The sequence below is a fragment of the Tepidanaerobacter sp. EBM-38 genome, from assembly GCA_001896545.1.
Taxonomy (GTDB): domain Bacteria; phylum Bacillota; class Thermosediminibacteria; order Thermosediminibacterales; family Tepidanaerobacteraceae; genus Tepidanaerobacter.
In genome coordinates this window covers 18,057-39,479 of sequence record MPOT01000051.1, presented here as the reverse complement: position 1 = coordinate 39,479, position 21,423 = coordinate 18,057, and the positions used below count along the sequence as shown (strand labels likewise).

The 21,423-nt window shown below is 40.7% G+C and carries 19 protein-coding genes, 1 riboswitch and 1 other annotated feature; of the genes, 4 read left to right on the top strand and 15 right to left on the bottom strand.

Annotation, left to right across the window (positions count from 1 at the left end; translation table 11 throughout):
* Positions 1–45: 45 nt before the first annotated feature.
* The 11 genes from BUC45_RS05690 to BUC45_RS05640 form a co-directional block, all read right to left on the bottom strand.
* Positions 46–249 (bottom strand): hypothetical protein, encoded by a 204-nt coding sequence (locus tag BUC45_RS05690; protein WP_296970915.1) that lies wholly within the window; start codon positions 247–249, stop codon positions 46–48.
* Between the two features lie 201 nt (positions 250–450).
* Complete coding sequence (locus tag BUC45_RS05685) at positions 451–1,272, bottom strand: HAD family hydrolase (RefSeq protein WP_296970914.1); 822 nt, start codon at positions 1,270–1,272, stop codon at positions 451–453.
* Positions 1,273–1,433: 161 nt separating this feature from the next.
* A complete protein-coding gene (gene ilvA / locus BUC45_RS05680) occupies positions 1,434–2,642 on the bottom strand; it encodes a threonine ammonia-lyase (protein WP_296970912.1) in 1,209 nt (402 codons plus the stop codon).
* A gap of 42 nt (positions 2,643–2,684) precedes the next feature.
* Entirely contained in the window at positions 2,685–3,269 is a 585-nt protein-coding gene (locus tag BUC45_RS05675) for a lysophospholipid acyltransferase family protein (protein WP_296970911.1), read from the bottom strand.
* Positions 3,270–3,311: 42 nt separating this feature from the next.
* A complete protein-coding gene (locus BUC45_RS05670) occupies positions 3,312–4,085 on the bottom strand; it encodes a YlmH/Sll1252 family protein (RefSeq protein WP_296970909.1) in 774 nt (257 codons plus the stop codon).
* A 258-nt stretch (positions 4,086–4,343) separates the two neighbouring features.
* On the bottom strand, positions 4,344–5,642 hold the full coding sequence (locus BUC45_RS05665) for a DUF362 domain-containing protein (RefSeq protein WP_296970908.1): 1,299 nt from the start codon (positions 5,640–5,642) through the stop codon (positions 4,344–4,346).
* 399 nt (positions 5,643–6,041) lie between these two features.
* On the bottom strand, positions 6,042–7,046 hold the full coding sequence (locus BUC45_RS05660; protein WP_296970906.1) for an isocitrate/isopropylmalate dehydrogenase family protein: 1,005 nt from the start codon (positions 7,044–7,046) through the stop codon (positions 6,042–6,044).
* A complete protein-coding gene (locus BUC45_RS05655) occupies positions 7,039–8,976 on the bottom strand; it encodes an aconitate hydratase (RefSeq protein WP_296970904.1) in 1,938 nt (645 codons plus the stop codon). The genes BUC45_RS05660 and BUC45_RS05655 overlap by 8 nt, the downstream gene beginning before the upstream one ends.
* A gap of 11 nt (positions 8,977–8,987) precedes the next feature.
* Positions 8,988–10,139 (bottom strand): homocitrate synthase, encoded by a 1,152-nt coding sequence (gene nifV / locus BUC45_RS05650; RefSeq protein ID WP_296970902.1) that lies wholly within the window; start codon positions 10,137–10,139, stop codon positions 8,988–8,990.
* A 313-nt stretch (positions 10,140–10,452) separates the two neighbouring features.
* On the bottom strand, positions 10,453–11,544 hold the full coding sequence (gene serC, locus BUC45_RS05645) for a 3-phosphoserine/phosphohydroxythreonine transaminase (RefSeq protein WP_296970901.1): 1,092 nt from the start codon (positions 11,542–11,544) through the stop codon (positions 10,453–10,455).
* Positions 11,545–11,739: 195 nt separating this feature from the next.
* Positions 11,740–12,240, bottom strand: a complete 501-nt coding sequence (locus BUC45_RS05640) for a hypothetical protein (protein ID WP_296970899.1) — start codon at positions 12,238–12,240, stop codon at positions 11,740–11,742.
* A 306-nt stretch (positions 12,241–12,546) separates the two neighbouring features.
* On the opposite strand from BUC45_RS05640, the gene BUC45_RS05635 reads away from it, so the two are divergent.
* On the top strand, positions 12,547–13,278 hold the full coding sequence (locus tag BUC45_RS05635) for an HAD-IB family hydrolase (RefSeq protein WP_296970897.1): 732 nt from the start codon (positions 12,547–12,549) through the stop codon (positions 13,276–13,278).
* A gap of 79 nt (positions 13,279–13,357) precedes the next feature.
* Positions 13,358–15,475, top strand: coding sequence for a Tex family protein (locus BUC45_RS05630; RefSeq protein ID WP_296970896.1), 2,118 nt, complete (start codon positions 13,358–13,360; stop codon positions 15,473–15,475).
* Between the two features lie 56 nt (positions 15,476–15,531).
* Here BUC45_RS05630 and BUC45_RS05625 read toward each other — a convergent pair whose 3' ends face one another.
* The 4 genes from BUC45_RS05625 to BUC45_RS05610 form a co-directional block, all read right to left on the bottom strand.
* Positions 15,532–16,050, bottom strand: coding sequence for a tryptophan transporter (locus BUC45_RS05625; protein ID WP_366749797.1), 519 nt, complete (start codon positions 16,048–16,050; stop codon positions 15,532–15,534).
* Positions 16,051–16,148: 98 nt separating this feature from the next.
* The gene (locus BUC45_RS05620; protein ID WP_296970894.1) at positions 16,149–17,498 is read right to left on the bottom strand and encodes a TrpB-like pyridoxal phosphate-dependent enzyme; all 1,350 of its coding nucleotides are present in this window, start codon (positions 17,496–17,498) and stop codon (positions 16,149–16,151) included.
* Positions 17,499–17,827: 329 nt separating this feature from the next.
* Positions 17,828–18,131: a binding site (T-box leader), on the bottom strand.
* A gap of 40 nt (positions 18,132–18,171) precedes the next feature.
* Positions 18,172–18,744, bottom strand: coding sequence for an ECF transporter S component (locus BUC45_RS05615; RefSeq protein ID WP_296970893.1), 573 nt, complete (start codon positions 18,742–18,744; stop codon positions 18,172–18,174).
* Positions 18,745–18,819: 75 nt separating this feature from the next.
* Positions 18,820–18,947, bottom strand: a riboswitch (FMN riboswitch).
* A 100-nt stretch (positions 18,948–19,047) separates the two neighbouring features.
* Positions 19,048–19,203, bottom strand: a complete 156-nt coding sequence (locus BUC45_RS05610) for an aspartyl-phosphate phosphatase Spo0E family protein (protein ID WP_296970891.1) — start codon at positions 19,201–19,203, stop codon at positions 19,048–19,050.
* Positions 19,204–19,346: 143 nt separating this feature from the next.
* Between BUC45_RS05610 and BUC45_RS05605 the strand changes: the two genes are divergently transcribed.
* Together BUC45_RS05605 and BUC45_RS05600 are read left to right on the top strand one after the other, a co-directional pair.
* Positions 19,347–19,724, top strand: coding sequence for a helix-turn-helix transcriptional regulator (locus BUC45_RS05605; RefSeq protein ID WP_296970890.1), 378 nt, complete (start codon positions 19,347–19,349; stop codon positions 19,722–19,724).
* 199 nt (positions 19,725–19,923) lie between these two features.
* Complete coding sequence (locus BUC45_RS05600) at positions 19,924–21,336, top strand: aminopeptidase (RefSeq protein ID WP_296970889.1); 1,413 nt, start codon at positions 19,924–19,926, stop codon at positions 21,334–21,336.
* Positions 21,337–21,423: the final 87 nt, after the last annotated feature.

The following is a 21,423-nucleotide window of genomic DNA, read 5'->3' as shown; positions in this document are numbered from 1 at the left end:
ATATCTTCAAACAAAACCTGCCATTTTGTAAATTAATGTAACTATTCAGAGGTCTGTCATTCTGATGTATACTGCTGTCATTCTTCCATATACCGCTGTCATTCTGATGTATACCGCTGTCATTCTGATGTATACTGCTGTCATTCTTCCATATACCGCTGTCATTCTGATGTATACCGCTGTCATTCTTCCATATACCGCTGTCATTCTGATGTATACTGCTGTCATTCTGATGTATACTGCTGTCATTCTGAGCGCAGCGAAGAATCTTATTTACCCCTTACAAAGATCCTTCACTACGTTTAGGATGACAAATCGATTTCAGCCTCTGAGTAGTAACAATTCATCATTACTCAAAAGGCCATCAATCCAATATAAAAAAGATTATCGCCAACTACTTAAAGTAATTATGCGGCACTTCTCAAATTTCAAGAACTGCATTTGTAATAATTACAACTTTAAATAATTTTCTATAGCCCACGCAACACCTTTGTCATGATATCCTTTTGACGTCACTTTTACGTGAGGAGGCAGTTTGGGTAAGTCGTCAGAATGTCTTACGAATACCGCATTCTTTGCATAGTTTAGCATGGGGATATCAGTTTCGCCGTCACCTACAGCTAAGACTTCTTCTGGTGCAATACCCAGCTTTTCGCATAACATCTTAAGCCCACGGCCCTTGTCACATGTGCTGCTGTTTATTTCACAAAGATAGGGATATGAACGAGAGCGTTTTAAGTGCGAAAGCTTTTGCGGCCATATTTTATAAATTTCCAGAGCCTTATCTCCGCTCTCGGTGACCAGCATTATTTTAGCAACATTTTCCCTGGTAAGTTCTTCAGGTTTTTCCGCAATTTTTTTTGGGGTTATTTCAAAAACCCCGAGCTTGTCCAATATCCATTCTCTATCCAATGGCAAGTTGCAATGCAGTTCTACATCCTCCTGTTTAAAAATTGTTGTGGCAACACCAGGTATTTTCGTGCTGAATTTAATAACTCCATCCGCCTCATCCTCAGTCAAAAAATCTTTCCATACAATTTGACCTTGCCAATATATTAATGCACCATTGTTTAAAATCAATGCAGTTTCCGGGCCAAGGTTTAAAACTTCCGTTACTTTTCTTACACCCTTGCGATGCCTGCCGGTTACCAAAGCAATTTTTATGCCATGATTGATTGCCTTTTTTATATTTTCCTCGTTTGCCGGTGAAATGTTATTCTCACCATCAACCACCGTGCCATCGATATCAAGGGCAATTAGTTTTATTGTCATTTAGAAATCACCTCATAAAAATATTTCCCTGATTACTTACTTAATTATATTATATAAAATTTCTGTTTTACCTTCTTTTAAATAGAATTTCCCAAAAAACAAGTTAGGGATAGCTTGATTTACACTTTATCAAGCTATCCCTAGCAAGCATACAACACCTACTATAATAATAAGAAGTTATAATTATTTAAAAGCAAAAGCTTCTTAATCTTTTCTGCATGCTCTTCATCAGCAGTTTCCAATTCCAGCTCAACTTTGGCATATCCGATGGGTATATCTCTGGTAGAACGATTATGTGTAACTGATAATACATTAGCACCGGTTTCGGCTACACGATTAAGTAATATGCCCAGTGTCCCAGGTTTATCCGGTATGAGGGTATCAATTAAAATTCTCCTGCCGCTTTTTGCAAGACCTTTGTCGATTATCCTTGACAGCATATTTACATCAATATTACCTCCGCTGATAAGGGCAACAACTTTTTTATTCTCTATATATTCCAATCGATTTAAAATCGCCGCAACCGGAACTGCTCCTGAGCCTTCTGAAATAACCTTGGCTCTTTCCATTAAAAGCAGTATGGCATTTGCTATTTCGTCTTCGTCAACAGTGATAATATCATCTACATAGTGTTTTATTATATTAAAAGTAAGTTCACCCGGGGTTTTAACAGCGATACCATCGGCTATGGTGGGCACGCCTTCTATGGTAGTTATATGCCCTTGTGAAATAGATTCGGCCATCGATGGCATATTTTTTGCCTGAGTACCTATAATCTTAATGCTGGGTTTTATGCTTTTTGCAGCTATGGCAACACCGGATATTAAGCCGCCTCCGCCTACGGGAACCACAATTATATCTGTATCAGGCAAATCTTCAAGAATTTCAAGACCAATAGTGCCTTGCCCTGCTATTACTTCCGGATCGTTGAAAGGATGTATAAATACAGCACCGGTTTGTTTTTGAATTTCTTTTGCTTTTTCATAGGCCTCATCATAAACATCACCATATAGTATAACTTCGGCTCCATAACTCTTAGTTGCAGCAATTTTTGAAAGCGGTGCATGTTTCGGCATTACTATGGTAGATTTGATTCCATAAGATGTAGCTGCCATTGCCACGCCCTGTGCATGATTTCCCGCTGATGAAGCTATAACGCCGTTTTTCCTGTCTTTTTCGGGTAAACGGCTAATTTTATTAAAAGCTCCTCTTAACTTAAAAGACCCGGTTTTTTGGAGATTTTCCATCTTAAGATATATGGAACTTTTAGCCATTTCACTGAAAGTCGTATTATGGACCAAGCTAGTCTTATAAACTGCATTCCTTAAAGAGCTTTTGGCTTCTTGGATATCTTTTAAAGTAATCTCCATGATATCCCACCTTTCAATCTTTTTCGCTTTGCACAGCTAAAATCAGTTATTTCCCATCAGCCGGGATACTATTCGCATCATTTCATCATTCAACTGATCTAAATCTTTCCGATGAATTCTAGATTTCTTTTCTATATATAGCGGTTCTCCAATACTTACTCTGATTTTTCCACGCCTGGGAATATATTTTCCCACTGGTAATACTTGCCGGGTACCGGATATAGCCACCGGTACCACCGGCACACCAGCCTTCAAGGCAAGATAAGCCCATCCCGGCAGAAAAGGCCTCATTTGCCCGTCTAGGCTGACTCCGCCTTCTGGAAAAATTCCGATAACGCCTCCCTTAGAAAGTTGGGCTAGGGCATGTTTCATACTTGCCAAATCTCCCTTCTGGCTCTTTACGGGTAGTGCCCCACCGGCTCGGACAATTTGACCTACCAGAGGGATTTTAAAAATATATGCTGCCGCAAGAAATGTAATTCTTCTCGGAATACATGCCATAAGCACCAGCGGGTCCAGTATGCTCTGATGATTAGCCACAAGTATGAAAGGGCTCTTTGAAGGAATATGCTCGCGACCAAGTACACTGGGATACCCGACTAATTTTAAAAGGCATTGACATAACACCTTGAATAGATAGTACACCGCAAACACCCCAGTAACAAAAAACTACCTTGATATATACCTATGTATTTTTACATAAATGCGGCCTTTTTTACTTCGTCCTCCGACTTCCACTACCTTTGCCCTGCCAAGGCGATTTGCAGAAATTATATCTCCTTCCTTAACAATTGTGGCAGGGTCTTTTACCACTTTAAAATTCAGCCTGATGTTTTCTCCTTTAATAAAAGGTGCCATCTTTGAGCGAGAAATCCCAAATGCTATGCCAGCAATCGCATCAAGTCGCAGTGATGCTACCGTACTCTTTAGTTCCTTATAAGGTCTTTCCGGCTGCAAAAGTTCTTTTAAAGAAATCTCCTCTACCTCTACTGAAACATTTCTTATCTTTTGAAGATTAAGACCAATGTATTCCATGATTTCTTGTTTTACCACTACATCGGCACTTGTCTTACCTACCAAAATATCTCCCAACTTTTCCCGATTAATGCCCAGTGCCAAGATAGCCCCCAGATAATCTCGATGACCCGGATGCTCGTCTGAATTCTTAGGTATTATCCTCAGTGCCCCCAAAGGTTCCCTGAATGGTTCATCGAGCATGTCTTCAGGATATGCTACCAATATCTTTCGCTCAGCTTTTTCATAACCACCGTTAAAATAGAATCCCATACCCGGAAAACTTCTTGCTACCATTTCAGCCATCTGCTGCTGCCCGGGATCTAAAAAATTAGATGCCTTTTTTTCCCTATTCTTTCGAGCTATGGTAAAAATATCCCTAATTCTGGCTTCCGTAATTTCTTCATTAATATTATCCAAATGTTCCACCACCGTAATAAATTTGCAATCATCTTGTTATATAAATAATATCATATCATTTTTTAATTTAAACATCCAATATTGTTATCTTACAATTATTTAATTGCAAAAATGCCCCATTTAAAAAAATTAGCTTTTTATAGCACTCAGATAGATATAGAATATGCGGTCAAACTGCCATAAAGCATCAGCCAAAAGAATAAAAAAAATTGCAGGACAGTTTAAATTTCCTGCAACTTAAAATAAAATTAAGGATTTATTTTACTTTCAAGACTGGGCCAGTTTCTGTAAATCTGTGTTTAGTTGAGAAAAAATATATACAGGCGCGCAACCGGGATAATAAGTAACGGTTTTAGCCAATTTAGCAGCCTTGCGAATATGGTCAGCCGTTGGAAAATACTCCCAACAATCTCCGCATACAAAGAGGTGTTTACCTTCGGCAAATTCAGGGTCAAAATCCGGCACTCCACCTGCAACTACCACTACTTCACCGGTTTTTTCCAGAAAGTCGGCCATGCAAATACCGCTATTTGCAAAGGAATCTAATGCACCACGCACATTCACATAACAGCCGGGACATGTTTGTTGAGCATACACGGTAAAACCTTTGTACATTCCTACCGGGTTGTCATTGGGCCGTTTGAAGTGTTTTCTCACCGCATCGGCAGATTCGCCTACCACTTCAATATTATTAAGGTCGATTTCACCAAGGCCCTCTGTGCCTGCACAGCGTACCGCCGGTATTTCCATTGGGTCAAAGCCCATTACATAGGATGCTACCGCATCGGTAGCCACTGTATCCGTTCCTGCAATAATCAGATTCATCTCAATCGGAGTTCCGGCATGAGGGCCTTGTCCTTCCATACCTATGATACCATCTATAATAGTCAAATCAGCTTTTACAGCTCGATACAAATCTGCGAACTTCTGACCCAAATCTATACGATGAGCTGCCTGCTGTTGCCCGCTTGGATGAACATTTGGTATTATACCGTTCCAGTTTTTAAGGCCTAAAGTTACGGTACCAGCCAGATGGACCTTCATCTTTGGCAGGTTTATAATCACATCGGCATCTAAAACAGGTTTGAATATGGCAGCTTTTTTAAACACCTTGGCTTCGGGAATATCAACTTCCACCACTTCGGTTTCATCAAAATATATGACTCTATCAGCACCGCCTCTTTTTGCAGCTTCCTCCATACCAGACTGCGCAAAAGCCGGTTTTGCACGGCCAATATGAAGTCCAAGTGATGGATTGTCACCTACCCATATTTCACCAGCTTGAGAATTCTCTTTAAAATAGGCCACCACAGCTTCCACTACCCTCGGGTCAACCACTGCAAAGCTTTCGGGCGGAGCCTGAAATGCAAGGTTCGGCTTTATAAGAACTTTCTGTCCAGGTTTGATTATGGCATCCGGTGATCCGACGGCAAGTTCCACTGCTTTTGCTACAGCTTCCTTAATTTTTAATATATCCGAGTCTTTCCGAATAAACTTACCACCTATAAACTCAGCATTACCTTCCGGAACGTCACACTTGGCAATAGCTACTTTAGGTTTACTCACTGTATATCCCTCCATTTATATTTTTTTATAGGCCACAGGACTGCAAACCAAGCGATGTTACACTTCCCTCCCCTCCTAACAATATTGCTTGTACCATTATATTGATTCTAGTACCATATTTATGCCATAATCTTTTACATAATCTTTTAATTGATTTCACACGTAAAGTGATGCTCGAATTATAACTATTTTTAGATATTTCTTACGGTTTCATTATATAACAGTGATTTTGATTTTTCAACTAATTAAATTGAAAGGATATTGATTAAAAGTATAAGACCGCTAGACATATTTTATGCAAGTATAAATAATGCCATAAATACTTCTAAAAAATAAGAAAGACCATTTTAGGTTGATTTTAACCCTATATGGTCTTTCATCTTAGACATATTCATAATTTTAGTTACACGCTATCAGGCGGCACAACTCTTTCGCCATTTCTCCGGTTGTTGCACTGCCACCTAGGTCGGGAGTTAAGCACTTGCCGTCTTTTAGCAATTTATAAATTGCACTTTGTATAGAATCGGCTGCCCCAGTTTCGCCAATGGCTTTTAGCATTTCCACTGCCGACATAAGAAGGGCCAAAGGATTTGCTATATTTTTACCTGCAATGTCAGGGGCGCTGCCGTGGACTGCTTCAAATATCATACACTCCTCGCCCACATTCATTCCAGGCACAACCCCCAAGCCGCCTACCAGACCGGCACATAAATCAGAGATGATATCACCGTATAAATTTTCGGTAACTATCACATCAAACTTTTGCGGCTGCTGCACAAGTTTCATGCAGGCATTGTCGACTATCAGTTCATCATAGGCTATATCGCTATATTTATCGGCGGTCTTTCGGACTTCTTCCAAGAAAAGACCGTCGGCTTTTTTCATAATATTGGCCTTATGTACCGCCGTCACCTTCTTGCGGTTATTTTGGCGTGCATACTCAAAAGCCTTTTCGGCAATCCTGTGGCTGGCCTTTCGAGTTATTAATTTTATAGCTTCTACTCTATCCTCATTTATAACATTTTCTATGCCGGCATACAGGTCCTCGGTATTTTCTCTAAATATCACCATATCTATGCCTGTAAAAGGTGTTTTTACGCCGGGCAGTGATTTTACCGGCCGTATGTTAGCATAAAGGTCAAAGGTCTGGCGAAGGGTAACATTAATGCTCTTAAAGCCCTTGCCTATTTGTGTTGTCACAGGCCCCTTTAATGCGATCTTATTGGCTTTAATGCTTTCAATGGCAGTATCCGGCAGGGGATTTCCATAAGCCTTGAGGGCTTTTTGTCCCACCTCCTGCACATCCCACAAAATATCCACTCCTGCGGCAGCAATCACAGCCTTTACCGCCTCGGTAATCTCCGGCCCGATACCGTCCCCTGGAATCAATGTTATTTTATGCACGACAGCTCTCCCTCCTGCTCTTCATGTAGTTTATATATCCGCCGCAAAGCAGTATTTCTTTTTCTCTTTCGGTAACATCTAAGATTAGTTCTACATCCCTACCTGAAGTTTTATCTGATGCAAGGATTGTATTCCCACTTTTAAGCTGGCCGGCTATATCCTTAATCTGTATTTCATCAAATGCGTTGATTTTGTCATAATCTGCCGGATTTTTAAAAACTAAAGGAACGATTCCACTGTTTATAAGGTTAGCCTTGTGTATGCGGGCAAAAGACTTCGCAAATACCGCCTTTATTCCGAGATACAAGGGCACTAGTGCCGCATGCTCCCTACTTGAACCCTGGCCGTAGTTTTCCCCTGCCACAATAAAACCGCCGTCATTTTCTTTGCAGTTTTTGGCAAAATCCGGGTCTACTCCTGAAAAGCAGAAGTTTGAAAGATGTGGTATATTCGACCTGTATGGCAGCAGTTTTGCCCCTGACGGCATTATATGGTCGGTTGTTATATTATCTCCCACTTTTAGGACAACTTTCTTTTCGATACTGTCCCCTAAAGGCGTATTTAAAGGAAACGGCTTTATATTGGGTCCTTTTATTACTTCTTTTGATGGATTTTCCTCAGGAGTAAGTATCATGTTGTCATTTATATAGGAAAATTCTTCAATATCTGTAAATACATCTTCTTCCAGCATGCCAGGGTTTGTAATCTTGCCATATATGGCAGATATAGCAGCAGTTTCAGGGCTTACAAGATAAACCTTGGCAGATTTCGTGCCGCATCTTCCTTCAAAGTTCCTGTTAAATGTGCGAAGGGAAACGCCATTTGTCTCCGGTGCTTGCCCCATGCCTATGCACGGTCCGCAGCCGCATTCCAAAATTCGCGCTCCACAGTCTATAAGATCTTTTAATGCACCTGACATGGAAAGCTTTGTGAGCACCTGCTTGGAGCCGGGAGAAATAACCAGGCTCACATCAGGATGAACCTTTTTGCCTTTCAATATTCGAGCGGCTATGGTCAAATCCCTGTAAGAAGAATTGGTGCAGCTTCCTATAGCTACCTGGGTTACGCGAGTGCCTTCTAGCTCGCTTATAGGTTTTACATTGTCAGGGCTATGGGGACATGCCGCCATGGGGACAATCTTTGAAAGGTCTACGGTAAGAGTATCATCATATACCGCATCATCATCTGCCCTAAGTTCTACAAAATCATCTTCCCTTCCCTGCAGCTTTAAAAATTCAAGGGTCTTTTCATCCGATGGAAAGATGGAAGTAGTAGCTCCCAATTCCGCACCCATATTTGTAATAGTGGCTCGCTCAGGAATGGAAAGGGTTTTTACTCCCTCGCCCGAGTATTCGAATATCTTGCCTACACCGCCCTTTACGGTAAGCTTCCCTAAGATATAAAGGATTACATCTTTTGCCGTGGCAGGCGGATTCAGTTTGCCTTCTAAAATAATATTGCACACTTTAGGCATGGCCATCGAATAAGTTCCGTTGCTCATGGCAACCGCCACATCCAGCCCCCCTGCACCTATGGCAAGGCTGCCGATACCTCCGGCAGTAGGAGTGTGGCTGTCTGAACCTAAAAGGGTCCACCCGGGTCTTGCAAAACGTTCCAGGTGAACCTGATGGCAAATGCCATTGCCCGGGCGGGAAAAATGTATCCCGTACTTGCCCGCCACGGTCTTTATATATAGATGGTCATCGGCATTTTCAAATCCGGTTTGCAGCATATTATGATCCACATATGCGACAGAACATTTTGTCTTTATCTTATCAATGTCAAGAGCTTCAAGCTGAAGATAGACCATAGTCCCTGTAGAATCCTGTGTTAATGTGGAATCTATGGCAATTTCGATATCCTTCTGAGTTTCCATTAATCCGGAAATTAGATGTTCTTTGATAATCTTTTGCGTCAAATTAAGTCCCAATTGTAAACCTCCTAAATCACATGTTCTATATCATTATTGACATATTCGTAATAAAGGTTTAGAAGCTCCATATCTGTCAAAGGCCGCTTGAGTTCTACCGATGTTTTGCGGACACTTTCAAGGATAACGTTTGCCAAATCATCTTCAATAAAAATATTATACTCGCCGAGTTTCTTCTTAATGCTCGCAGTTCCTGAGTGTTTGCCGATTACAAAACGCCGTGTAAGCCCTACATCATCAGGATCGAACACCTCATAAGTTCTTGGATTTTTAATAGCACCATCTGCATGAATTCCCGACTCATGTGTAAAGATGCTTGTGCCTACTATAGCTTTCCATGAAGGCAAATCACGACCGGACGCCTTTGCTACATATTCACAAAGCTCGCGGAATTTTTTTGTATCCTGTTTCATATCAAAGCCCAACAGGTGTTTTAATGCCATTACGACTTCCTCTAATGCCGCATTTCCTGCCCGCTCGCCAAGGCCGTTTACCGTAACACCTACATGTGTAGCTCCTGCGCTTACACCTGTAATCGCGTTTGCTGTCGCCATGCCAAAATCATCGTGTGTATGCATCTCTATATCAATATCCACTGCCTGCCTGATTCTTTTAATCCTGTCATAGATTTCAAGTGGAGTCATTATCCCTACCGTATCGCAATACCTGACGCGGTCGGCACCCGCCTCTTTTGCGGCTTTTATAAATTGAATTAGATATTCCTCATCGCTGCGGCTTGCATCTTCTGCATTTGCCGAAACATATACGCCCTCTTTTTTGGCGTATTCCACTGCCTTTACCATCTTTTCCAGCACTTCTTCCCTCGTAGAGTGCAGTTTATCTTTTATGTGCATATCTGAAGTTGCTATGGAAATTGCAACTGCGTCTACTCCGCACCGCAAAGATTCTTGTATGTCTTTTATTACAGCCCTGTTCCAAGCCATGATGCGCGCATTGAGTCCAAGCTTTGCAATAGCTGTAATCGCCTCTTTTTCATCTCCGCCCATAACAGGGGTCCCTGCTTCTATCTCATCTACACCTATCTCATCCAGCATCCGGGCTATCTGGATTTTTTCTCTATTTGCAAAAACTACTCCTGCCGTCTGCTCGCCATCCCGCAAAGTTGTATCCACAATATATATCTTCCGATTCTCCGTTTTCATCTTTCTTCCTCCCTGGTTTTTTGTATAATTGTATACAATTATACTTGTTTACTTGCACTTCGTCAATACTTTTTTGTAAATTTATTTTTATATTCTTGACATTAATTAATTCATAGAGAAAAAGCGTGAGGAATGGAAGATTTTTAGCTTTGCCACCAATAAAGTCATATTGGAGGGAATGTATGTAAGGAAAGCAGGAGAATATATCAAAAACTCCAACTGTCAGCTGGAGTTTTTGATATAAATGCCAAAGTTAATTTAGCATCTAAAATTTCCCACTAAATCCGCCTAATGGATTTCATGAAAATTTATGTTATGCCTTATACTCATTTTCAAATTTTTCAAGGAATGCAACTAGGGCCTCAACGCCCTCCTTGGGCATGGCATTATAGATAGATGCACGTAATCCGCCGACGCTCCTATGCCCTTTCAGATTATCAAAGCCGGCCGCTTTGGCTGCCGCAACAACTTTTGCATCAAGTTCTTCATCTCCCGTCACAAAGGTAACATTCATCAAGGAGCGGTATTCTTTTTCCACTGTGCCGCGGAACATTTTGCTGTTGTCAAGAAAATCATATAAAATCGCAGCCTTTTCTTCATTCCTTTTCTGCATAGCAGAAAGTCCGCCGCTTTTTTTAAGGTGTTTGAAAACTTTACCACAAACATAGATGCTCCAACAGTTCGGCGTATTGTACAGGGAACCGCTTTTTGCGTGTATGTCGTAGCGCATATAGGTAGGCACTTTTTCGTGCAAATCTTCACGGATAAGATCCTCTCGGAGGATCACTATTGCCATCCCAGCCGGGCCAACATTCTTTTGTACACCAGCAAAGATTAGACCGTAGTCTGAAACATTGCAAGGTTTGGATAGAAACATTGATGACTGGTCAGCAACCAATATCTTACCCTTGGTGTTCGGGAGCTTTTGGAAGGTTGAGCCATGTATTGTTTCGTTTTCGCAGATGTAAACATAATCGGCATTAGGATCAACAGGCAGATCCGAGCAATCGGGAATATATGTGTAGTTTTTATCCTGACTGGTTGCAAGCAAGTTGGCTTTTCCGTATTTCTTAGCTTCCAAATAGGCTTTTTTTGACCATGCACCGGTTACGATATAGTCGGCAACACCGTTTTTCATAAGATTCATAGGTATCATTGCAAACTGTAATGTGGCACCACCCTGAATAAACAATACCTTATAATTATCAGGAATATTCATAAGTTCACGCAAATCCGCCTCAGCCTCGTCGATGATGGTTTGGAAAACCTCGGAGCGGTGTGACATTTCCATAACGCTCATGCCGCTTCCTCTGTAGTTTAACACTTCATTAGCAATCTCTTCCAGTACCGGGGTAGGCATCATGGCGGGACCGGCAGAAAAATTATAAATTCTGTTGTAATCCATTTATAACACTCCAATCCTTTCTACTTTGTTTTACTCTCATATCAAATGTTGAAGTTGGCGGCATTTAATGCGAAAGTTTAACTTAATATATTCTATAACGATTTTACTTTTCCTTTTTTTATATAATAAAATTTTCGCCCGTGATATTTTTTGCCAAACCTTGGAAATATATAAAAATCCCCGCTTATATCATTTCTAGCCTTTGGGAATAAGCCCCAATTCTTTTATGATAGCCTTTCCATCATCTCCCTTAAGCCAATTGATAACACTCCTGGCACTATGTTCTTTGGGTAAATCACTTCGCACCACTGTGTAATAACCATCAGTAGGAGAATATGAGTCATCTGCTATGCTTTCTTCAGAGGGAATGACACCTTCAAATGCGAGCATTTTTAATCTGTCATCTATCCCTGTAATTTCTCCCACATTTTTTAAATAAGTATATAGGGTATATCCAAGTGCATAGCTATCTGTTGGGCTGCTATTTAATCCCCCATTATGATAAAAAGCCACTTGTTCCAACATACCCTCCATCGTTATATTTTCAGGCGACTCATCAATGGGACTAGAATCATCGCTAGCAGTTGGTTTTTCGGATGTAAAGTCCGTTGGGTTTGGCTTATCGGGGCTTTTTGTACAGGATACAACCGATAATGCCATAATAAATATTAACACAAATACAAGAGGTTTTCTCATTGTTATTCTCTTTAATTTATAATACGCGCAAAGCTATCCCCCATATGGTTTTACATATTTATTTCTCCGAGTATAACTCTATTATACTGTAAAAAGGATTTTTTAACTATTAAAATTTCCTTAATTCTTTCCTTGCTGATTTTTTTCACCTTACTTTTTATATACTTGCTATCAAGGACCATCCTTCTGTCTATAAACTAATTCCTACTGGTGTCTTATTCTATTAAAATGATATAATATAATATAATATAGAAAAAATGGATTATTTGTCCGCCCCCAATGAATGATTTCAAGGAGGTGAAAGTCATGGGGAATTTGGCAGCATTTTTTGATATTGACGGAACGCTTTTTCGCAATTCTCTTATGATTGAACATTTTAAAAAATTAATAAAGTATGAAGTAATAGACCCTCGCGTTTGGCACGGCAGCCTTAAGGATTATTATTCCGAGTGGGAAAAGCGCTATGGTGATTTCAATGATTATATGGATGAGCTGGTAAAAATTTATGTAAAAGAACTTAGAGGTATAAATAAATCCTACATCGAATTTGTGGCAAGTCAGGTAATAAACATGAACTGGGATAAGGTTTACCGATATACCAGAGCAAGGATTAACTGGCATAGGCAGCAGGACCACATGATATTTTTTATCTCGGGCGCTCCTGACTTTCTGGTGGAAAAAATGGCTGAAAAATACAAAGTTACGGCATATAAGGCAACTCAGTATATTATAGATGAAAATAACAATTTTACAGGCGAGGTTCTCAGCATGTGGGACTCGGAAAATAAGCAAAAGTCGATAAATCAACTTGTAAGCTCGTATGATGTAGATTTAGATGCAAGTTTTGCATATGGAGATACCACTGGAGACCTTTCGATGCTAAAAATGGTGGGCAATCCTGTTGCTGTAAATCCCGTCAAAAAGCTTCTTACGGCTATCAAGAATGATAAGGAGCTTTCAAAAAAGGCCACAATTATAGTAGAACGCAAAGATGTAATATACCGGCTTACTCCGGCAGTGGAGATATTAGATTTATAGGCAAATAAGCCAAAATCAAGTTGTGTTTAGAAGATAAAACACTTTACCTAAAGTCGCATAATACAAGCAGGAGGTTAGTATGGAAAAAATCATAAAAACTTTAGCTCAAGAATTAAATATAGAAGAAAGACAAGTTGCGGCAACTGTCGGACTTTTGGACGAGGGAAATACCGTACCATTCATAGCCCGCTATCGGAAGGAGGTAACCGGAGGTCTGTCGGATGAGCAGCTTCGCCTGCTTTTTGAGCGGCTTTCCTATCTTAGAAATCTTGAAGCGAGAAAGACTGAAGTTATAAAGCTTTTGGAGGAAATGGAAAAACTTACGCCGGAAATTCGGCAAAATCTAGATAAGGCTTTAACTCTTCAAGAAGTAGAAGATATTTACCGGCCCTTTAGGCCCAAGCGAAGAACCAGGGCTACCATTGCAAGGGAAAAAGGGCTTGAGCCTCTGGCAGCAAAGATTTTGGCACAGGAAGACATGGTTGACGAGCAAGCTATCGCATCCTTTATAGACCCGCAAAAGGGTGTAGCAACCTGCGAGGAAGCTCTGGCCGGAGCCCTTGACATCATTGCCGAGGTTGTATCAGATGATGCCAAAATTCGCAAGCTTATACGAGATACAGCCTATAAAAAGGGAATTGTTCAGACATCCGGTCTTACCGAGGAAACATCGACTTATTCTATGTACTATGACTTTAAGGAACCTGTACAAAAAATTGTTTCACACCGCATCCTTGCCATAAATCGCGGCGAGAGGGAAAAATATCTTCAGGTAAAAATCTTGGTTCCCGATGATGAAATCATAAGTATCATAAAGGCCGAATACATAAAGGAGTCTTCGCCTACCTCTCATCTTATGGAAAATGCAATCGAAGATGCCTATAAGCGACTTATTTGGCCATCCATAGAGCGCGAAATCAGGAATATGCTTACAGAACAAGCTGAGGAGCAGGCACTTTCTACATTTTCTAAAAATCTCAAACACTTGATTCTCCAGCCCCCTATAAAAGGTCGGGTAATAATGGGCTTTGACCCAGCATATCGAACCGGCTGCAAAATTGTAGTAATAGATGCTTCCGGAAAGCTTTTAGCATACACGGTTTGCTATCCGACTCCGCCACAGAACAAGTTTGATGAATCCAAGAAGATTATTTTAGATTTAATAGAAAAATACCGAGTCGATGTTGTTTCATTGGGAAATGGCACTGCTTCCCGTGAAAGCGAAAAATTCCTGGCGGAAATTTTAAAGGAAAGCTCAAGACCTGTTTCCTATGTTATCGTAAGCGAAGCGGGAGCTTCGGTATACTCTGCATCAAAACTTGGAACGGAGGAATTTCCGAATCTGGATGTTTCGTTTAGAGGAGCTGTTTCCATTGCGCGGCGCCTTCAAGACCCTTTGGCAGAGCTGGTAAAGATAGACCCCAAATCACTGGGTGTCGGCCAGTATCAGCATGATGTAAACCAAAAGCGGCTTTCAGAAAAGCTATCGGGTGTTGTGGAAGACTGCGTCAATAGCGTAGGCGTAGACGTAAACACCGCATCGCCCTCGCTTCTTGGCTATGTAAGCGGCATCACCGCATCTACTGCTTCAAATATCGTAAAATATCGGGAAGAAAATGGCATGTTTAAATCAAGAAAGGAATTTTTAAAGGTGCCTAAATTGGGGCCTAAGACTTTTGAGCAGTGTGCAGGATTTCTTCGTGTGCCGGAAAGCAGCAATATCCTAGACAATACCGCCGTCCATCCCGAAAGTTATGATATAGCCGAAAAGGTTATGAAGCTTTACACTTTAGATGAGCTTAAGATAAAAATATTTTCTGAAAATGAAATCGCTCAAATGGCTTCAAATCTTGATATCGGCATCCCTACCCTAAAAGATATCCTGTCAGAGCTTAAAAAGCCGGGCCGCGATCCTCGTGAAGAACTTCCTGCTCCCATCTTTCGCACTGATGTGCTGGAAATCTCAGACTTAAGGCCTGGCATGGTCTTAATGGGCAGTGTGCGCAATATCACGGACTTTGGAGCATTTATCGACATTGGCGTCCATCAGGACGGCCTGTGCCACATATCGGAGCTTTCCGAAGGCTTTGTGCGTTCGCCCTTTGACGTGGTAAGCGTCGGCGATGTGGTAAAGGTTAAGGTATTATCCGTCGATGCAGAAAGGAACAGGATAAGCCTTACTATGAAAGGAGTATAACTTATTATATAAACTTAAAATACAGGCAGCCAGGAATTCCGGCTGCCTATTTGAATTTACGCTCTATGCAAAACCGATTTTTGCATAGAGGCCACCACTTTGTAGCATACGAACGTTGCAATGGTATTGACAGCCGCCGCCGGAATAACCACTGTTGTAAAAAGTACCGGAAATGCAACCGGCAGGCTGCCTACTATGAGCAGTGCTGTTTCCAGAAAAACCGTACCGCTTATTATAGTCCCTACAATTGCTGTAATTATTACTGAAACATTTTGGTTCAATTTAGAAAATACCTTTATCATCGCTATCACTGCAAAAGCTGTAACGATTTTGTCGCACATATTTGCAATCTGTCCGCCGGGAAAACTCGTTGTAAGAGCGGAAAATATACCTGCAAGTATGCCTGCAAGCAGAGCATTTTTTGGGCTATCGTCTATATAAAGTGCCACAAAGAGCATGGCTAACAGAAAATCCGGTTTCATACCTCCCATAATAGGCGGAACAATATAGTGAAGCACCAATCCGATTGCTATCAGAAGTGATGTCAAAATCATATCTCTCAATTTCATAATAATTCCCTCCAGTTTTTAATTTATTTTGAATATCTAAAATCAACAGCAGTTAACTGCAATTATAAAGTCTATATTTGTTTGCTTATCTTTCAAATACTGTCTTATTGTAGTTTACTTAAGGCTTCCTGCAAGACCTCATCAGGCAGGCTGGAGTTTTGCAGCTTGCCAGAAAGATAATTGTCGTATGATGCCATGTCGAAATATCCATGACCGCTCAAGTTAAACAAAATTGTCTTTTTTTCTCCGGATTCTTTAGCCTTTAATGCTTCATCGATTGCTGTCTTTATAGCATGAGCTGATTCAGGCGCCGGCACAATTCCTTCGTTTTGTGCAAAAAGCATCGCTGCTTCAAAAATATCCTGCTGGTCATAGGCAACAGCTTCAATCAGCCCATCATGCAAGAGCTGGCTTTGGATTGGAGATGCTCCATGGTAGCGCAAGCCTCCTGCGTGGATTCCTGGCGGCATAAAATCGCTTCCTAATGTGTACATCATCATCTTTGGAGTCAAATGGGCCACATCGCCATAATCATAAGTAAACTTGCCCTTTGTAAGACTTGGACAGGCGGCAGGCTCAGCTGCGATTATACGTGTTTTCTTGCCGTCTTTGATTTTATCATGCACAAAAGGCATGGCAATTCCGCCAAAATTGCTGCCTCCGCCGGAACAGGCTATCACTACATCCGGATAGTAGCCCGCTTTTTCCATCTGTTTCTTGGCTTCAAGGCCAATGACTGTCTGGTGAAGAACTACGTGATTTAGCACACTACCTAAGGCATAGTTCGTATCGGGATTTTTTACGGCATCTTCAACCGCTTCACTTATTGCAATGCCCAGGCTTCCCAAGGAATCCGGATGCTCTTTTAGCACGGCACGGCCCGCATCGGTTTTATCGGTGGGGCTTGCAAACACCTCTGCTCCGAAAAGCTGCATTATTGAGCGCCGATAGGGTTTTTGCTCATAACTTACCTTAACCATGTAAACCGAGCATTCCATGTCAAAGAACTTGCAGGCCATAGAAAGTGCTGTTCCCCACTGCCCTGCGCCGGTTTCGGTAGCCAGCCGCTTTATCCCCTGCTTTTTATTGTAATAGGCCTGAGGAATGGCGGTATTTAGCTTATGACTGCCGGCAGGGCTTACTCCTTCATACTTAAAGTAAATCCTAGCAGGGGTATCCAATGCCTTCTCCAGCCTGTGTGCCCTATAGACAGGCGACGGCCTCCACAATCTATAAAGCTGCCGGACTTCTTCCGGTATTTCTATAAATCGCTCTGTGCTAACTTCTTGTTTTATGATTTCTTCAGGGAATATTGCCCCTAACTCCTCAGGCGTCGCAGGCTCTCCTGTAACAGGACTGAGCGATGGTCTTAAAGGATTGGGCATATCTGCCTGAATATTGTACCAACTTGTAGGCATTTCACTTTCTTCAAGTAATATCTTAGTATCTTCCATTTCTGTCATCTCCTCGTATAATAGTTAAAATTTAAACACTTTTATTTTCTATCTTAGGTCGTAATTCTTCTCCTCAAAGATTTTTACATTTACAAGCAATGCTAGAAAAGTTCATTGCATATTATTGATAGGTTTTCCACTACTGTATATATTAATTTGACGTTTTCATGTCATAGCTATCACCTCAAATCTCCGTTTTTATCCGGTATGGAAACAGCTCCTATCCGTGTCAACAATTCTGTGACACTTTTGCTTTTAGCTTTTGATACCTATACCGGATAAGTGTATCTAGGAGATATTAAAATAAAATAAAAAACCGTCCCTTACATAAAAGGGACGGTTGCTACCGTGGTGCCACCCAAATTAGCCTTACACCCGGTGTAACAAAAAAGCATCTCATCTTCAGGATGAAATGCTTGCCACCTCAATGTAAAACTCACTCTTTCCAGATACAGCGATATTCTCGCGATATCCTGTCCTGGCTAACGGGGGACTTGCCGTGCACAGCTACTTTGACCTTTTGCCATGCCTTCTCTAGGACCCATTCACTATGACTTTCGGTGCCGCACTCCCACCCCCGGCGGCTCTCTTTAACCTTCCATCAAAGCTACTCTTTCCTGTCATCGAATTTCCGATTGATTTAGATAATTGTATCACAGGCTTTGGATAAATGTCAACAGTTTTTTGTTAACGGTTTTATGGGTTTTACTTCCACTCTCATGACCTTCCCAACCGGTTTATAAACCAAGAACGTCAGTGTCGAATTAATAGATGCCTTCAGTAAATTAAAAGGTATTATAATCGGGATAATCATGGCTTTTACGGCTTCCAAAGGAACATTCATGAATTTTGTTGTAAATATTAGGTTAAGGGGTATCATCACAAGTGTCATGCTAATTGACGCTGCAATCAGGGCGATTATTGCACCTTTTTGTGTGTGGATTTTTTTATAAATATATCCTGCAACCTCAACCATCGTTCCAGTAGCTATAAAATGCATTATCGCACCGATCCAGCCGCTTCCTGCACTGACCGTTAAAGCCTGTATAAGTGAAACTATCAGAGTCACTAAAACACCTGCTCCCGGGCCGAACAAAAATGCTGCTATTAATGCCGGCACATCACCCGGCTCATATTCCAAAAATGGCGCTGAAGGAATAAGCGGAAACCTTATTAAAAACATTAAAAGTATTGATAGAGCTGCAAGCATAGCAAGTCTTGCCATTTTATTTACTTCACTTTTCATTGCTGCACACCCTCCGTTAATTTAAAAAATTCCCAAAGACATAATCTCAGGGAATTTTAAAATCCATCATAAAAAATAAATCTTCTTTCATCCAGACTTTACTGTCGGCCTCGGAATCTAACCGAGTCTGCTTTCGCTCGCGGGCTAACGGAACTTGCCGCATTACCGCCGGTCGGGAATCACACCCTGCCCTGAAGATTATATCCGGTTTTATTTAATTTTATATTAACACGGCAATTAGCAGGTGTCAATAGCTGAGGTTTTTCGCCATGCACCAAAATATCATTCTTTTATTAATGACAGCTAATATTTTTGAGATTTATCCTCTTTATAGTATTCTATAATATATTTATCCATTTCTCGACTAATTTCGAGTATCTTTTCTTCATTGTCTTTTCTCTTTAAAGCATTATGCAGTGCTTTCCTCGCTGTTTCTATCTTATCTTCTATTATATTCATTATTCACACTCCCATGTTATGTAGTAACGCATTTAATATACATTAAATGCATTCTTATTGCAAATAATAAATATATGCTTATTGCTAATTTTTTTATGTTCGGAAATTAGATAAGGTTATTTTAATAAGGAGTGAATTGAAAATTGGAGATAGACAACGATGCTATCGGTAAAAGAATACGTGAAGAAAGAGAAAAACTGGGATTATCACGGGAAGAATTTGCAGAGATAATCGGGCTTTCAGACTATTATATAGGTCAGTTAGAGCGTGGCGAACGGCAAATGAGTATGCCGACTTTAATCAAAGTCGCCAACTGTTTGCATGTTTCTTTGGATTACCTTGTTCTGGGAAGGTTAAGCTTTGATGCGGCTTACATATGTGATCCAAATAATAATACCTATGAAGCTTGGGATGAAAGTTTCTATGAAATAAATAATTTGCTTAAAAAGTGTTCTCCACATGAAATAGAACTATTTAAAAAACTCATAAAAACTATTCTTCCTTATATAAGTGAAAATTAAAAATAGCTGCCTGAATAAAACTAGTGAACTAAATTATATATGCATTTGCAAAAAACCGTTCTTCTAATTACACCAAATTCGCTGTTTTATTGCTTATAAGCCTTGTTTTAAATCATGTCATGGGTTTTTTGTTGTATATTTTTTCATCTTTGGTAAAATATACTGTGTGAGTAAATTAAAATATTGGAGGTAAACTTTGATGGATGAAGATAAGAAATCTCCCTTTGAAAAGGAATACGAAATCGCATGGGATAAATATTCAAAAACAGATTTAAAAAAAGTCTTTGATTTGTCCGAGAAATATATCGATTTTATGTCCCGTTGTAAAACTGAAAGAGAATGTGTCGAAGAATTTACAAGCCGTGCAGAAAAGAAAGGTTACAGGAATCTACAGGAACTTATAAACCAGGGAAAATCATTAAAGCCCGGAGACAAAGTATATGCGGAAATTATGGGAAAAACTATTGCTCTTTTTGTTATCGGAAAAAAGCCTTTAGAAGAAGGTCTTTGTATAATAGGAGCACATATAGACTCCCCAAGGTTGGATTTAAAGCAAAACCCTCTGTATGAAGACGCAGACTTGGCACTTTTTGAAACCCATTATTACGGTGGAATTAAAAAATATCAATGGGTTACGCTGCCCCTTGCCTTACACGGCGTAATCGTGAAAAAAGACGGTTCCCGCATAAATATAGTCATGGGTGAAGACGAGGACGACCCAGTGCTGGGAGTATCGGATTTGCTCATTCACCTTGCACAAGACCAAATGAAGAAGACCTTGGCCGATGGTGTGGAAGGCGAAAACCTTAATATACTAGTTGGCAGTATACCATTAAAAGGTAAAGAGGCAAAGAATAGGGTCAAACATAATATCTTGAAAATCCTAAATGAGAAATACGGCATAGTTGAAGAAGATTTTGTCTCAGCGGAACTTGAAATAGTTCCCGCCGGAAAGGCGAGACATTATGGAATAGATAAGAGTATGATTATGGCTTACGGCCAGGATGACAGAGTTTGTGCCTATACATCTTTTGAAGCTATGTTGGAAGTGGAAAACCCTGAAAAAACATGTGTAACCCTGCTTGTTGACAAAGAAGAAATCGGTAGTGTGGGAGCCACGGGTATGCACTCAAGATTTTTTGAAAATACCGTAGCGGAAATTGCTAACTTGCTTGGGGACTATAGTGAACTGAAAGTAAGAAGGGCCTTGACAAATTCAAAGATGATATCCTCCGATGTAAGTGCGGCCTTTGACCCAAATTATCCCGATGTCATGGAAAAGAAGAATTGCGCAAGGTTCGGCAAGGGAATCGTATTTAATAAATACACGGGATCAAGAGGAAAGAGCGGCAGCAATGACGCCAATGCGGAATTTATTGCGGAACTCAGAAGCATCATGGATAAACACAAGGTCATCTGGCAGACATCAGAACTTGGAAAAGTAGATCAGGGCGGCGGCGGTACCATAGCCTATATCCTCGCCAACTACGGTATGCAAGTCATCGATGCAGGCATAGCCCTGCACAATATGCACGCACCTTGGGAAATCTCCAGCAAGGCCGACCTCTATGAAGCCAAAAAAGCATATTATGCATTCTTAAGCGAGGCTTAGCGCTTAATCTGGAAAAGGGGCTGTAGCAAAACTTGTATTTGTAGATTCCTGTAAATAAAAGCCATGCATATAAAGCGGCTTTGTTGC